A 13,543-nucleotide genomic window follows, 5' to 3' on the forward strand; every position below is an offset into this window, starting at 1 on the left:
GTGCGCCGTTCCCGTGGGGCTTACGGCTGCAGCAGATCCACCTTCACGTCCGCCGGGAAGCCGGTCGTGGGCCCCACGCGCCGGGCGAACTCCGCGACCGCGGCCAGCTGCGGTGCGCCGAAGCGGAAGTCCAGGGTCGTGAAGTACTGCTCCAGGACCTTCTCGTCGAAGGCCTCCCAGCGGGCCGCCTGCTCGGCGACCTTGCCGACCTCCTCCAGGGAGAGGTTGCGGGAGGCGAGGAAGGCCTCGTGCACCTTGCGGGTGATCTCCGGCTCGCGCTCGAGGTAGTCGCGGCGGGCGGCCCAGACGGCGAAGACGAACGGCAGGCCGGTCCACTCCTTCCACAGCGCGCCGAGGTCGTGCACCTCGAGGCCGTAGCGGGGCCCGTCCAGCAGGTTGGCCCGCAGGGCCGCGTCGCCGATGAGGACGCCCGCCTCGGCCTCCTGCATCATCAGGCTCAGGTCCGGCGGGCAGGTGTAGTAGTCGGGCTGGACGCCGTGGCGCTCGGCGAGCAGCAGCTGGGCCAGCCGGACGGACGTGCGCGAGGTCGAGCCGAGGGCGACACGGGCGCCGTCCAGCTCCGACAGGGGGACCTGCGAGACGATCACGCAGGACATCACCGGGCCGTCGCAACCCACCGCGATGTCCGGGAAGGCGACCAGTTCGTCCGCGTGCTTGAGGAACTCGACCAGGGTGATGGGCCCGATGTCGAGGTCTCCCTGCACCAGCTTCTCGTTGAGCTTGTCCGGGGTGTCCTTGGTGAGCTCGAAGTCGAGAAGCGTGCCCGTTCTCGCGAGCCCCCAGTAAAGGGGCAGGCAGTTCAGGAACTGGATGTGGCCGACGCGCGGCCGGGTGCGAGAAATGTCCACATCGCGAGACTAGCCCCCATGGGGTACGGTGCTGCGTTCAGGGTGGCGCAGTACCGCCACCTTCTTCACGTCAAGCTCACCCGCCCCTTTCAAACATCTGGGTGACGTGATCTTGACCTCTATTGCTTTCGGCTGCCTGCGTGCTAGGCTCGCCGCAAGTTGCAGTTTGGTTTCCCTTGCAGTACAGAGCCTGCGGAGCATGTAACCGCGGGCTCTAGTCGTTTTCAGACGTATGCAGTTGTGCGGCACCGTTTCACACTTGCAGGTTCTGGAGCAGGGCGACCCTTTGGGCCCAAGGAGGGCTTATGGCTACCGGAACCGTGAAGTGGTTCAACGCCGAAAAGGGCTTTGGTTTCATCGCCCAGGAAGGCGGCGGCCCCGACGTCTTCGTTCACTACTCCGCGATCAACGCGAGCGGCTTCCGCTCGCTGGAGGAGAACCAGCAGGTCTCCTTCGACGTGACCCAGGGCCCGAAGGGCCCGCAGGCGGAGAACGTCACCCCCGTCTGATCATTCGGTCTCGGAGCCTGGTGCTTTGATCCGGAACTGACAAGCAGTACCCAAGGAGCCCCGCGCCGCAAGGCGGCGGGGCTCCTGCCTTGTCCCGCGCCCTTTCCCCGGCCGGGTGAAGGCGGGGGCGGTCGTCCTGCTCGCCGCGGGGCCGCGGACGGCCGGGGCGGCGTGACCGGTCCGGCGGGCGTTGTCGGTGACCGCGGGTACCGTGCCCGTCCATGACCGACGCCGACTTCCTCACCGCCACCCGCACCTTCTACGACGCCGTCGCCGAGGACTACGCCGACCACTTCCCCGGCGACGGGCTCGCCGGCCGGCCGCTGGACCGGGCGCTGCTCGGCGTCTTCGCCGAACTCGTGGCCGGGGCCGTGGCCGACCTCGGGTGCGGACCGGGCCGGCTCACCGGGTACCTGGCCGGCCTCGGCCTGCCGGTGTTCGGGCTCGACCTGTCGGAAGGGATGCTGGCGATCGCCCGCCGCGAGAATCCGGGTCTGCGGTTCCAACAGGGCTCGATGCTGGCGCTCGACCTGGCCGACGGCGCTCTCGCCGGTGCCGTGTCCTGGTACTCCTCCATCCACACCCCTGCGGACCGGCTTCCGTCCCTCTTCGCCGAGTTCCACCGCGTGCTTTCGCCCGGCGGTCAGCTGCTGCTCGCCTTCCAGGCCGGCGACGTACCGCGCCGCCACGACCGTCCGTGGGGCCGTCCGGTCTGCCTCGACTTCCAGCGCCGGCGCCCCGAGCACATGGCGGACCTGCTCACGCGGTCGGGGTTCGCGGTCGTCTCCCGAACCGTCCGCGAGGCGATCGAGCCACTCGCCGAACCGGTCCCCCAGGCCATCCTGATCGCCCGCAGACCCCGGCGAGCGGCCCCCTGACGGGGACCGGGCCGCCCCTACCGCTCGTACAGTCCCTCCACCTCCGCCGCGAAGTCCCGCAGGACCGCCTCGCGGCGGAGCTTCATCGAGGGGGTCAGATGGCCTGCCTCCTCGGTGAAGTCCTGGGGGACGACGGCGAAGCGGCGGATGGACTCGGGGCGGGAGACCAGTTTGTTCGCCTCGTCGACGGCACGCTGCAGCACCGCCCTCAACTCCTCGTCGTCGACCAGGAGTTCCGCGGGGACGGGATGCCTGCCGTGCATGCGGCGCCAGTGGCCGACGCCCTCCATGTCGAGGGTGAGCAGGGCGGCGATGTAGGGGCGGCGGTCGCCGACGACCATGCACTGGGAGATCAGGGGGTGGGAGCGCAGCCAGTTCTCCAGGGGCGCCGGTGCCGTGTTCTTGCCGCCCGCCGTGATGATGATCTCCTTCTTGCGGCCGGTGATCGTGAGGTAGCCCTCGTCGTCCAGCCGCCCGATGTCACCGGTCGGGAACCAGCCGTCCGACGACGCCGGGATCACCCCGCCGCCCTGCGGATCCCAGTAGCCGCGGAAGACCTGACCGCCGCTGAGCAGGATCTCCCCGTCCGAGGCGATCCGGACCTTCGTGCCGGGCAGGGGCCAGCCCACGGTTCCCAGACGGGGTTTCAAGGGGGGCGTCACCGTCGCCGCGCCCGTCGTCTCGGTCAGGCCGTAGCCCTCGTAGATCTCCATGCCCGCCCCGGCGTAGAACGCGGCGAGGCGGCGGCCGAGCGGGGAGCCGCCGGAGATGATGTGCCGGATCCTGCCGCCCATCGCGTTGCGGATACGGCGGTAGACCAGCGGGTCGTAGAAGGCGCGGGCCGCCTTCAGGGCGGCGCCCGGGCCCGGGCCGGTACCGGCGTGGCGGGCCTCCATCGCCTCGCCGTAGCGGACCGCGGTGTTCGCCGCGCGGTCGAAGGTGCCGGCCCGGCCGCCGCCCTCCGCCCTGGCCCGCGCGTTGTTGAAGACCTTCTCCAGCATGTACGGGATGCAGAGCAGGAAGGTCGGCCGGAAGGCGGCCAGGTCCGCGAGCAGGCTCTCCCCGTCCAGGCTCGCGGCGTGGCCGAGGCGCACCCGGGCCCGGACGCAGGCGATGGCCACCATGCGCCCGAAGACGTGCGACATGGGCAGGAAGAGGAGCGTGGAGGGGTCGTCCGCCGTGGACTTGAAGATCGGGTAGAGGAGCTCGATCGCGTTGTCGACCTCGGAGAGGAAGTTGCCGTGCGTGAGCACGCAACCCTTGGGGCGGCCGGTGGTGCCGGAGGTGTAGATGACCGTGGAGAGCGTGTCGGGGACCAGCATCCCGCGGCGTACGGCGACCTCCTGGTCGGGGAGGGGCTGCCCGAGTTCGGCGAGGCGGTCGAGGTGGTCCTTCTCGAGGATCCACAGGTGCCGCAGGTCGGGCAGGCGGCTCAGTTCGGGGCCGAGGGCCGAGGCCTGCGCGGCGGTCTCCGTCACCAGGGCCACCGCACCGGAGTCCTGGAGGATCCACCGGGTCTGGAAGACGGACGACGTGGGGTAGATCGGGACGGTGACCAGACCCGCGGCCCACGCGGCGAAGTCCAGCAGCGTCCACTCGTAGACGGTCCGCGCCATGACGGCGATCCGGTCGCCGGGCACCAGTCCCTCCGAGATCAGGCCCTTCGCCAGGTCCTGGACCTGCCGCGCGAACTCCGCCGCGGTCACGTCCGCCCAACTCCCCTCCGCCGTACGGCGGCTGAGGACGCGCGCCTCCGGTGCCGCGGCCGCGTTGTCGAACGGCAGGTCGGCGAGCGAGCCGTGGGTGCGCGGCGCGACGAGGGGCGGCACCGACGCCTCCCGCACCTGCCCGCCCATTCTCCGGACCTCGGGCTCCACCAGCTGAGGCGCGCCGTCGTAGTCGGACGCGGAGGGGTACGGCACGGGCGCGGGGACGGACATGGCAGCTCCTGGGACGTGCAGCTCGGTTCCGCTCTGCTGTGAGGTACGTGCAGGGCGAGCCGAGTGGTTCACCGGTGGTGCGCGGCGGAGGGGTTACCGGGGGTTAGAACGGTGATCGTACGGTGTTCCCGTGGGGGGTTCGTGCGGGTTCGGGGACGGAACGGAGCCGGGCCTGTGCGTATCGCTGCGGGGTGGGCCGCAGCCCTTCAGGGCGTTCCCGTGCCGGAGCCGTCGTACATCTCCTCGATCTGCGCCGCGAACTCCTCGGCGATCACGTCCCGCCTCAGCTTCATCGACGGTGTCAGGTGCCCGCCCTCCTCGGTGAGGTCGACCGGGAGGATCGTGAAGCGGCGGATCGACTCGGGGCGGGAGACCAGCTTGTTCGCCTCGTCCACCGCCCGCTGCAGGACCTGCCTCAACTCCTCGTCGTCGACCAGGAGTCCGGCCGGGACCGGCAGCCTGCCGCGCATCCGGCGCCAGTGACCGACGCCGTCGACGTCCAGCGTGATGAGCGCGCCGACGTACGGGCGCAGGTCGCCGACGACCATGACCTGGGAGATCAGCGGGTGGGCGCGCAGCCAGTTCTCCAGCGGGGCCGGGGCGACGCTCTTGCCGCCCGCCGTGATCAGCATCTCCTTCTTGCGGCCGGTGATGTAGAGGTACCCGTCGTCGTCGAGGCGGCCGATGTCACCGGTGGCGAGCCAGCCGTCGGCGGTCGCCGGGACGACGCCGCCGGCGTTCGGGTCCCAGTAGCCGCGCAGCACATGACCGCCGCCGAGCAGGATCTCGCCGTCCGCGGCGATGCGCACCCTTGAGCCGGGCAGGGGCCAACCGACCGTGCCGAGACGGGGTTTGAGGGGCGGGGTCACGGTGGACGCGCCCGTCGTCTCGGTCAGGCCGTAGCCCTCGTAGATCTCGATGCCCGCCCCGGCGTAGAACGCGGCGAGGCGGCGGCCGAGCGGGGAACCGCCGGAGATCATGTAGCGGACCCTGCCGCCCATCGCGTTGCGGATACGGCGGTAGACCAGCGGGTCGTAGAAGGCGCGGGCCGCCTTCAGGGCGGCGCCCGGGCCCGGGCCGGTACCCGCGTGGCGGGCCTCCATCGCCTCGCCGTGACGCACGGCCACGCCCGTCGCCCGGTCGAAGGCGCCGGCCCGGCCGGCCGCCTCGGCCTTCGCGCGGGCGCCGTTGAAGACCTTCTCCAGCATGTACGGGATGGCGATGAGGCAGGTCGGCCGGAAGCTCGCGAGGTCGGGCAGCAGCTCCTCCGGCTTCAGGCTCGGCGCGTGCCCCAGCCGCACCCGCGCCCGGACGCAGGCGACGGCGACCATCCGGCCGAAGATGTGCGACATCGGCAGGAAGTGCAGGACCGCCGCCTCCTCGCTGGTCCGGGACCGGAACACCGGGTAGAGCAGCTCGATCGCGTTGTCGACCCCGGCGAAGAAGTTGCCGTGGGTGATCGCACAGCCCTTGGGGCGGCCGGTCGTGCCGGAGGTGTAGACGACGGTGGCGAGGGTGCCGGGGCTCAGCATCCCGCGCCGTACGGCCACTTCGGCGTCCGGCACGTCTCCGCCGCGCTCCGCCAGGCGCTCCACGTGGCCCTTCCCGATGACCCACAGATGGCGCAGGTCCGGCAGCCGGTCGAGCTCCGGGCCGAGGGCGGCCGCCTGCGCCGCGGTCTCCGCGACGAGCGCGACGGCGCCGGAGTCCTGGAGGATCCACCGGGTCTGGAAGACGGACGACGTGGGGTAGACCGGCACGGTGACCAGCCCGCAGGACCAGGCGGCGAAGTCCAGCAGCGTCCACTCGTAGACGGTCCGCGCCATGACGGCGATCCGGTCGCCCGCCGCCAGCCCGACGGCGATCAGGCCCTTGGCCAGCGCCAGCACCTCGTCGGCGAACCGGGCCGCGGTCACGTCGGTCCACCGGCCCGCGTCGGTGCGGCGGGACAGGACCGTGTCGTCGGGGGCCAGGCGCGCGTTGTCGAAGGGCAGGTCGGCGAGCGAGCCGTGGCGCACGGGCGCGGCGAAGGGCGGCACGAAGACCTCGCGCACCTCCCCGCCCAGCCGCTGGACGGTGGGCTCCACGAGGACCGGCGTGCCGTCGTACGCCGTGGCGCGCACCACGGCAGCGGACGCGTGCGAGCTGGACACGGGCGACTCCAGGGCTCGACGGAGCTGCCCTGCGGGGACGTTGCCGCAGGTCGGGGAGGAGGCGATCGTACGGTGCGCGCGTGATGAGGCGGTGAGGGTTCGAAGGGCGTACGGCGGCGGGGATGGGTCGGGGATGTGCAACCTCGTCGCATTTCTTGCCGATCGGACGATACCGGCCGGTATGTTGAACATTTCTCACCTCCTGCTCGGCTATTACCTCGGGTAACCTGACTCCAGAGTAAGCACCTTTCCGCCTGGGGAGAATGGACATGGCCGACCGCTATCTGCGTTTCGCCGGCACCGCGCCCGGCCGCTTCCTGACCCGCCGTCTGGGGCTGCCGCAGCCGGTGCCGCTGCATCGCTTCCCGCCCGGGCGCCCCTCGCTCGGCGGCGGCCTGCTCCATCTCACCGCCGGAAAGAGCGCGCTCGATCTCGCGCCGGTGCTCGCCCGCACGGACCTGCCCGCAGACACCGGCGCTCCCGCCGCCGTCGTCCTCGACGCCACCGGGGTACGGGACGTCGACGCGCTCGCCGAGGTGCACGCCGCGCTGCACCCCGTGGTGCGGTCCGTCGCGAGCAGCGGCCGGATCGTCGTGCTGGGCTCGCCGCTCGCTGCGGACGACCACCACCAGGCCGCCGCGCAGCAGGCGTTGGAGGGGTTCGTGCGCTCCCTCGGCAAGGAGATCGGGCGCGGCCGGACCGTGAACCTGCTGCGCCTGACGGACGCCGGCGCCGCCGAGTCGACCCTGCGCTTCCTGCTCTCCCCCAGGTCCGCCTACGTCAGCGGGCAGGTGATCGAGACCGGCGCCGCCCCGCGGGCCGACGTCGACTGGGCGCGGCCCCTCGCCGGGCGCACCGCCCTGGTCACCGGGGGCGCCCGCGGCATCGGCGCGGCGGTCGCCGTGACGCTGGCGCGGGACGGGGCCCGGGTCGTCGTCCTCGACGTGCCGCAGGCCGGGCAGGACGCGCGGCGGGTCGCCGAGGAACTCGGCGGCACGGCGCTCGCGCTCGACATCACCGCCGCGGACGCGGGCGAGCGGATCGCCGCCGCGCTCCCGGACGGGCTGGACGTGCTGGTCCACAACGCGGGCATCACGCGTGACCGGAGGCTGGTCAACATGCCCGCCGAGCGCTGGAGTCCGGTCCTGGAGGTGAACCTCGCCGGCGTGCTGCGCACGACCGACGCGCTGCTCGGGGCGGGGGTGGTCAACCGCGGCGGGCGGATCGTCGCGACCGCGTCGATCGCCGGTCTCGCCGGGAACGCCGGGCAGACGAACTACGGCGCGAGCAAGGCAGGCATCGTCGGCCTGGTCCGCTGCCTCGCCCCGCACGCGCTCGCCGAGCACGGGGTGACGGTGAACGCGGTCGCGCCGGGGTTCATCGAGACGAGGATGACGGCGGCCGTCCCGCTGCTCATCCGTGAGGCGGGGCGCCGGATGAACTCCCTCGCGCAGGGCGGCCTTCCGGCGGACGTCGCCGAGACCACGGCCTGGCTCGCGCATCCGGCCTCGGGCGCGGTCAACGGCCAGGTCGTGCGGGTCTGCGGCCAGAGCCTGCTGGGGGCGTGATGCCGGTGTCCGTCGTCCTGCCCGGTTCCCCCGCGCTCGCTCCCCTGCTCGCCCGGGGCGCCCTGCTCTCCCCCTTCAAACACCCGCGCGCGGACGCCGACTTCCCCCGCGACCGGCTCGTCCTGCCCGGCCTGCGCATCGACCTCGCGCGGCTGGCGGCGTACGAGCGGGTGTGCGCCTTCGCGACCGGCGACGACGCGCTGCCGCTGACGTATCCGCATGTGCTGGGCTTTCCGCTGGCCATGCGGCTGATGAGCGGCCGGGGCTTTCCGCTGCCGCTGCTCGGGCTCGTCCACACGTCGATCGAGATCGTCCGGCGGCGGGCGCTCGCGGCCACCGGGGAGTACGAGCTCTCCGTCCGCGTCGGCGGACTGGAACCGCACCGGCGCGGCACCGAGGCGTCCGTGATCACCGAGGTGCGGGACGGCGGGGAGACCGTCTGGGAATCACGCAGCACCTATCTGGCGCGGCACCGGACCGGGCGGACGGACGAGTCGCGCAGGGCCGAGCGTGAGCCGCTGCCCGCCGTGGACGAGTGGCGGCTGGGCGGGGACGTCGGACGCCGCTACGGCACCGCCTCCGGGGACCGCAACCCCATCCACCTGTACCCGATCACCGCCCGCCTGTTCGGCTTCCCGCGCGCCGTCGCACACGGCATGTGGACGGCGGCCCGCTGCCTGGCCGCGCACGGGGCGCCCGAACGCACCCGGGTGGAAGCGGAGTTCAGGGCGCCGGTGCTGCTGCCGGGCACGGTGACGTACGCGGCGCAGGGCGGACGGTTCGAACTGCGCGGTGGGCCGCGCGTCCATGTGAGCGGGGTCGTCGAGGACCTCGGCCCCGGCGGACGCTGACGCCGCCGGCGAGGCCCGCCAGGTCATGCCTCCGCGGTGGGCGGGGGCGACCAGGGCCGGTCCTCCATGAGGTTGCCCAGGCCCGCCCAGGCGAAGTTCATCAGGGTGGCCGCCGCCTGCCGGGCCGTGGTGCCGGGGGTGGCGTTGGCCCAGGCGGCCAGGGACTCGGCCGCGCCGACCAGGGCCTCGGCGAGACCGGCGACCTCGCGTTCGGGCAGGTCGGGGTCGCGGTGGGCCTCCCGGGCCGCCACGACGATGAGCTGGGTGACGAACGCGACGATCTCCTCGCGCATCGCGGTCACCTCGGCCGCGAACGGTTCACGGGTCCGGGCCTGCAGATGCAGCACCGCCCAGCCGTCCGGGTTCTGCGCGGTGTGCGTGAAGAACGCCCGCAGCCCTTCCCAGAGTTGGCGGTCGGCGGGCAGATCGGGCCGGACGCCGGCCCGGACCGCCGCGACGAGCGCCGTCGCCTCCCGCCGGATGCAGGCGGTGAACAGGTCTTCCTTCGAGTTCAGATACAGGTAGACCAACGGCTTGGACACACCGGCCAGTTCGGCGATCTCGTCCATCGACGCGGCCATGTACCCGCGCTGCCCGAAGGTCCGCACGGCGGCGTCCAGCATCTGCTGCTCACGGACCGCCCGCGGCATGCGCTTGGTCTTCACGGCACCCATGGGAGAAGGGTAATTGGGCGCCCCTCCCGCGAGACCCCGCTTGCCGTACGACTCCGGGGTGAGACCTCGGCGGCTAGGAGGTCTGGCCCTGCGCCCGGGCCGCGTCGTCCACGCCGTCCTCCTGGCTGCGGTTGGCCTCCAGGTTGGCCTTGGCCCGGTCGACCCGCTCGACGATCTTCGCCGAGGCGCGGTCGCGCTCCTTGCGCAGCACCACGAAAGAGATCGGGGCCGAGATCAGCAGGGAGAGCAGGACGACCCACATGCCGTTGGAGGCGCCGAGTCCGCGCGGGACGATGCCGGAGTAGACAAGGCCCCAGACGACCACGAGGCAACCCGCGAGGATCCCGAGGCGCATCAGTGTGTAGCGGAGCATCTCAATCCACTCTTCCGGTTCCAGACAGGGGCACCGTCCAGTGAAGCACGGTACCGACCCGATCTTGCAGGGGGGTCAGGCCAGCGACAGCAGCATGAAGATGTCGTCGCGGTCGTCGCCGGGCGCGACGCGGATCGCGTCCGGTATCCGCCCGACCTCCTTGTAGCCGCAGGAGCCGTAGAAGTGCTCCAGGCCGAGGCCGCCGCGGCAGGTGAGGCGGATCGCCTCCACGCCGTCGAGGGTGCGGGCCGCGTCCGCGGCGGCCGAGAGCAGGTCGCGGCCGTAGCCCCTGCCCTGGTGCCGGGGGTGGACCATCACCGTGAACAGCCAGACCCAGTGCTTCATCAGCCGGTGCGTGTTGTGGGTGAGGAACGCGGTCGCGGCGACCGTGCCCGCCGCATCCCGGCCCACCAGCAGCCGGGTGCGGCCCTCGGCCATCGCAACCAGGTGTTTCACCAGCTCGGGGCGTATGTCGTGCACGGTCACCGGCGGCACGAAGCCGACCGAGCCGCCCGCGTTCGACACGTCCGCCCACAGTGCGAGCACCTCGTCGCGGAGGGCGGGCGAGACCGCCGGGTCCAGCTCGAACGACAACGTCACCGGATCACACCCGCATCGGCTGCGGCGACTCCCGGCGCGCCGGGTCCGGGCCGTCGTACTCGCGGATGATCTCGTAGCGCGTGTTGCGCTCCACCGGGCGGAAGCCGGCGTCGCGGATCAGGTCCAGGAGGTCCTCGCGGGTCAGCTTGTTCGGGGTGCCGTAGTTGTCGGCGTCGTGCGTGATCTTGTACTCGACGACCGAGCCGTCCATGTCGTCGGCGCCGTGCTGGAGGGCCAGCTGGGCGGTCTGCACGCCGTGCATGACCCAGAAGACCTTGACGTGCGGGACGTTGTCGAAGAGCAGGCGGGAGACCGCGAAGGTCTTCAGGGCCTCGGCGCCGGTGGCCATCTGGGTGCGGGCCTGCAGGCGGTTGCGGACCTTGCCGTCCTTCACGTCGACGAAGTCGTGCTGGTAGCGCAGCGGGATGAAGACCTGGAAGCCGCCCGTCTCGTCCTGCAGCTCACGCAGGCGCAGCACGTGGTCGACGCGGTGGCGGGGCTCCTCGATGTGGCCGTAGAGCATGGTGCACGGGGTCTTCAGGCCCTTCTCGTGCGCCAGGCGGTGGATGCGCGACCAGTCCTCCCAGTGGGTGCGGTGGTCGACGATGTGCTGCCGCACCTCCCAGTCGAAGATCTCGGCGCCGCCGCCGGTCAGCGACTCCAGGCCCGCGTCGATCAGCTCGTCGAGGATCTCGGAGGCGGACAGTCCGGAGATCGTCTCGAAGTGGTGGATCTCCGTCGCCGTGAACGCCTTCAGCGAGACGTCCGGCAGGGCCGCCTTCAGCTCCCGCAGCGAGCGCGGGTAGTAGCGCCACGGCAGGTTCGGGTGCAGGCCGTTGACGATGTGCAGCTCGGTGAGGTTCTCGCCCTCCATCGCCTTGGCGAGCTTGACCGCCTCCTCGATGCGCATCGTGTACGCGTCCTTCTCGCCCGGCTTGCGCTGGAAGGAGCAGTAGGCGCAGGACGCCGTGCACACGTTGGTCATGTTGAGGTGGCGGTTGACGTTGAAGTGGACGACGTCGCCGTTCTTCCGCGTCCGCACCTCGTGCGCGAGACCGCCGAGCCAGGCCAGGTCGTCCGACTCGTACAGCGCGATGCCGTCCTCGCGGGTCAGGCGTTCCCCCGCCCTGACCTTCTCCTCCAGCTCACGCTTGAGCCCGACGTCCATGCCCACACCTTTCTCCGACGACACCGACAACCGTACGTCCCGGCCGCTAGACCTCCTCGGGCAGCTCCCCGACCCGGTTCTCCCACTTCGTGGAGAGGATGATGGTGGTACGGGTGCGGGAGACGCCCTTGGTGCCGGAGAGCCGGCGGATGATCTTCTCCAGACCGTCCACGTCCGCCGCCCGCACCTTGAGCATGTACGAGTCGTCGCCCGCGATGAACCAGCAGTCCTCGATCTCGGAGAGGTCCTTCAGCCGCTGGGCCACGTCCTCGTGGTCGGTGGCGTCGGACAGCGAGATGCCGATGAGGGCGGTGACGCCGAGGCCGAGCGAGGCGGCGTCGACGGTGGCGCGGTAGCCGGTGATGACGCCGGCCGCCTCCAGCCGGTTGATGCGGTCGGTGACACTGGGTCCCGACAGGCCGACGAGGCGTCCCAGCTCCGCGTAGGAGGCCCGGCCGTTCTCCCTCAGGGCCTGGATGAGCTGCCTGTCCACCGCGTCCATGCGATCGAAGCCTTCCGCTGAAAAGTTCCTGAAGTTCCTGAAGTGATGCGAGGTGCTGGTGGTGCCGCGCCGTGCGCTACTCGCCCGTCCCGCGGTGCAGTTCACCCGTCCAGCGCCGGTACAGCCCGTGCTCGACGCCCACCGCGTCCAGCACCCGTCCGCCGACGAAGTCCACGAGGTCCTGGATGTGGGCGGCCCCCGCGTAGAAGCCCGGTGAGGCCGGCACCACGCTCGCGCCGGCGTCGTCCAGCGCGACCAGGTGCCGCAGGGTCTGGCCGTTGAGCGGTGTCTCCCGTACGGCCACGACCAGGGGACGGCGTTCCTTGAGGGTGACGCTCGCCGCCCGCTGCAGCAGATCCTTGGACAGCCCGAGCGCGACGCCCGCGACACAGGCCGTGGAGGCGGGCACGATCAGCATGCCCTTGGTGCGGTACGACCCGGAGGACGGTCCGGCCGCGAGGTCGCCCGCGTTCCAGTACCGCACGTCCGAGAGGTCGGTCTCGAAGGTGCCGGGCTTGCCGTCGGCGCCCCTGGTCAGCCATTCCCGCAGGTCGTCCTGCCAGTGCGCGTCCCGGAAGGCGATGCCGGTCTCGTCGAGCAGCGTCAGCCGCGAGGCACGCGAGACGACGAGGTCCACGCTCTCTCCGGCGTCGAGGAGCGCACGGAGCACCGACGCGGCATATGGCGTGCCCGAGGCGCCGGAGACCCCTACGATCCAAGGCGTACGCCGCGTCTCTCCTGGCTTGACTGGGTTCACAACACCGAGCCTATCCGGCGTCGCGGGATGGGAACCGGCCAAGGGGGTCCGGTCGTTCCCCGAAGGGGACGAGCGAGCAATGGGGGGTGTCATGTCAGGTACCGGGCTGGAGTGGTCGCGCACCGACCGCGCGAAGGCCGCGGCCAAGCTGATGGTGGGCTGGGTCGCGCTGCTGTGGCTGCTGGAAGTGGTCGACGTGCTCAGCGGCCACGCGCTGGACAGGCTGGGCATCACCCCGCGGGAGCCCTCCGAGCTGGTCGACGTCGTCCCCGCCGCGTTCATCCACTTCGGCTTCGCCCATGTGGCCGCCAACAGCGTGCCGCTGCTGGTCATGGGTTTCCTCGCGGCCCTGGGCGGTCTGCGCCGGTTCGCCGTCCTGTGCCTCGCGATCATCGTGGCCGACGGACTCGGCGTCTGGCTCATAGCCCCGGCGCACTCCAACACCGCCGGCGCCTCCGGACTGATCTTCGGCCTCTTCGGCTTCCTGCTGGTCAGCGGCTTCGTGGAGCGCCGCCCGCTCGGCGTCCTGGTCGGCCTGCTGGTGGGGGCGGTCTGGGGCGGCTCGATCCTGCTGGGCCTGTCCCCGCTGCAGACGGGCGTCAGCTGGCAGGGTCACCTGATCGGCCTGGCGGCGGGCGTGGCGACCGCGTTCTGGTTCGGACGGCGGCCCGCGAAGGCCCCGGCGCTTCAGGGCTGAGGAC

At 71.8% G+C, this 13,543-nt stretch carries 14 protein-coding genes; 5 read left to right on the forward strand and 9 right to left on the reverse strand.

Annotated elements, in window-relative coordinates; translation table 11 throughout:
- Window positions 1-20 precede the first annotated feature (20 nt).
- Entirely contained in the window at window positions 21-869 is an 849-nt protein-coding gene (locus ACIRPX_RS25380; RefSeq protein ID WP_404198781.1) for a menaquinone biosynthetic enzyme MqnA/MqnD family protein, read from the reverse strand.
- A gap of 305 nt (window positions 870-1,174) precedes the next feature.
- Between ACIRPX_RS25380 and ACIRPX_RS25385 the strand changes: the two genes are divergently transcribed.
- A complete protein-coding gene (locus ACIRPX_RS25385) occupies window positions 1,175-1,378 on the forward strand; it encodes a cold-shock protein (protein WP_003992177.1) in 204 nt (67 codons plus the stop codon).
- Between the two features lie 221 nt (window positions 1,379-1,599).
- Window positions 1,600-2,256: a class I SAM-dependent DNA methyltransferase gene (locus ACIRPX_RS25390; RefSeq protein WP_404198784.1), complete on the forward strand. Its 657-nt coding sequence runs from the start codon at window positions 1,600-1,602 to the stop codon at window positions 2,254-2,256.
- Between the two features lie 17 nt (window positions 2,257-2,273).
- Here the strand turns inward: ACIRPX_RS25390 and ACIRPX_RS25395 are convergent, their stop codons facing one another.
- Together ACIRPX_RS25395 and ACIRPX_RS25400 are read right to left on the reverse strand one after the other, a co-directional pair.
- Window positions 2,274-4,196, reverse strand: a complete 1,923-nt coding sequence (locus ACIRPX_RS25395) for an AMP-dependent synthetase/ligase (RefSeq protein WP_404198786.1) — start codon at window positions 4,194-4,196, stop codon at window positions 2,274-2,276.
- Between the two features lie 206 nt (window positions 4,197-4,402).
- Window positions 4,403-6,349, reverse strand: a complete 1,947-nt coding sequence (locus tag ACIRPX_RS25400; protein WP_404198789.1) for an AMP-dependent synthetase/ligase — start codon at window positions 6,347-6,349, stop codon at window positions 4,403-4,405.
- A 269-nt stretch (window positions 6,350-6,618) separates the two neighbouring features.
- Here ACIRPX_RS25400 and ACIRPX_RS25405 point away from each other — a divergent pair, with 269 nt between their 5' ends.
- The gene (locus ACIRPX_RS25405) at window positions 6,619-7,917 is read left to right on the forward strand and encodes a 3-oxoacyl-ACP reductase (RefSeq protein ID WP_404198792.1); all 1,299 of its coding nucleotides are present in this window, start codon (window positions 6,619-6,621) and stop codon (window positions 7,915-7,917) included.
- Window positions 7,917-8,768: a MaoC/PaaZ C-terminal domain-containing protein gene (locus ACIRPX_RS25410; protein WP_404199011.1), complete on the forward strand. Its 852-nt coding sequence runs from the start codon at window positions 7,917-7,919 to the stop codon at window positions 8,766-8,768. The genes ACIRPX_RS25405 and ACIRPX_RS25410 overlap by 1 nt, the downstream gene beginning before the upstream one ends.
- Window positions 8,769-8,791: 23 nt before the next feature.
- Here ACIRPX_RS25410 and ACIRPX_RS25415 read toward each other — a convergent pair whose 3' ends face one another.
- The 6 genes from ACIRPX_RS25415 to ACIRPX_RS25440 all read right to left on the reverse strand — a co-directional run bounded on the left by ACIRPX_RS25415 (window position 8,792) and on the right by ACIRPX_RS25440 (window position 12,842).
- A complete protein-coding gene (locus ACIRPX_RS25415; RefSeq protein ID WP_404198794.1) occupies window positions 8,792-9,442 on the reverse strand; it encodes a TetR/AcrR family transcriptional regulator in 651 nt (216 codons plus the stop codon).
- A gap of 73 nt (window positions 9,443-9,515) precedes the next feature.
- Window positions 9,516-9,815: a DUF4229 domain-containing protein gene (locus ACIRPX_RS25420; protein WP_404198796.1), complete on the reverse strand. Its 300-nt coding sequence runs from the start codon at window positions 9,813-9,815 to the stop codon at window positions 9,516-9,518.
- Window positions 9,816-9,890: 75 nt separating this feature from the next.
- Window positions 9,891-10,415 carry a GNAT family N-acetyltransferase gene (locus ACIRPX_RS25425; protein ID WP_404198799.1) on the reverse strand — a complete coding sequence of 175 codons (525 nt, stop codon included), beginning with the start codon at window positions 10,413-10,415 and terminating at the stop codon, window positions 9,891-9,893.
- Window positions 10,416-10,419: 4 nt separating this feature from the next.
- Window positions 10,420-11,583 (reverse strand): aminofutalosine synthase MqnE, encoded by a 1,164-nt coding sequence (mqnE, locus tag ACIRPX_RS25430; RefSeq protein WP_404198802.1) that lies wholly within the window; start codon window positions 11,581-11,583, stop codon window positions 10,420-10,422.
- Between the two features lie 46 nt (window positions 11,584-11,629).
- Complete coding sequence (locus ACIRPX_RS25435; protein ID WP_016437559.1) at window positions 11,630-12,085, reverse strand: Lrp/AsnC family transcriptional regulator; 456 nt, start codon at window positions 12,083-12,085, stop codon at window positions 11,630-11,632.
- A 76-nt stretch (window positions 12,086-12,161) separates the two neighbouring features.
- Window positions 12,162-12,842, reverse strand: coding sequence for a UbiX family flavin prenyltransferase (locus ACIRPX_RS25440; RefSeq protein ID WP_404198805.1), 681 nt, complete (start codon window positions 12,840-12,842; stop codon window positions 12,162-12,164).
- A gap of 91 nt (window positions 12,843-12,933) precedes the next feature.
- On the opposite strand from ACIRPX_RS25440, the gene ACIRPX_RS25445 reads away from it, so the two are divergent.
- Window positions 12,934-13,539: a rhomboid family intramembrane serine protease gene (locus tag ACIRPX_RS25445; protein ID WP_404198807.1), complete on the forward strand. Its 606-nt coding sequence runs from the start codon at window positions 12,934-12,936 to the stop codon at window positions 13,537-13,539.
- The last annotated feature ends 4 nt before the right edge of the window (window positions 13,540-13,543 follow it).

Origin of the sequence: Streptomyces sp. NPDC101225 (genome assembly GCF_044767585.1) — a bacterium.
Classification (GTDB): Bacteria; Actinomycetota; Actinomycetes; order Streptomycetales; family Streptomycetaceae; genus Streptomyces.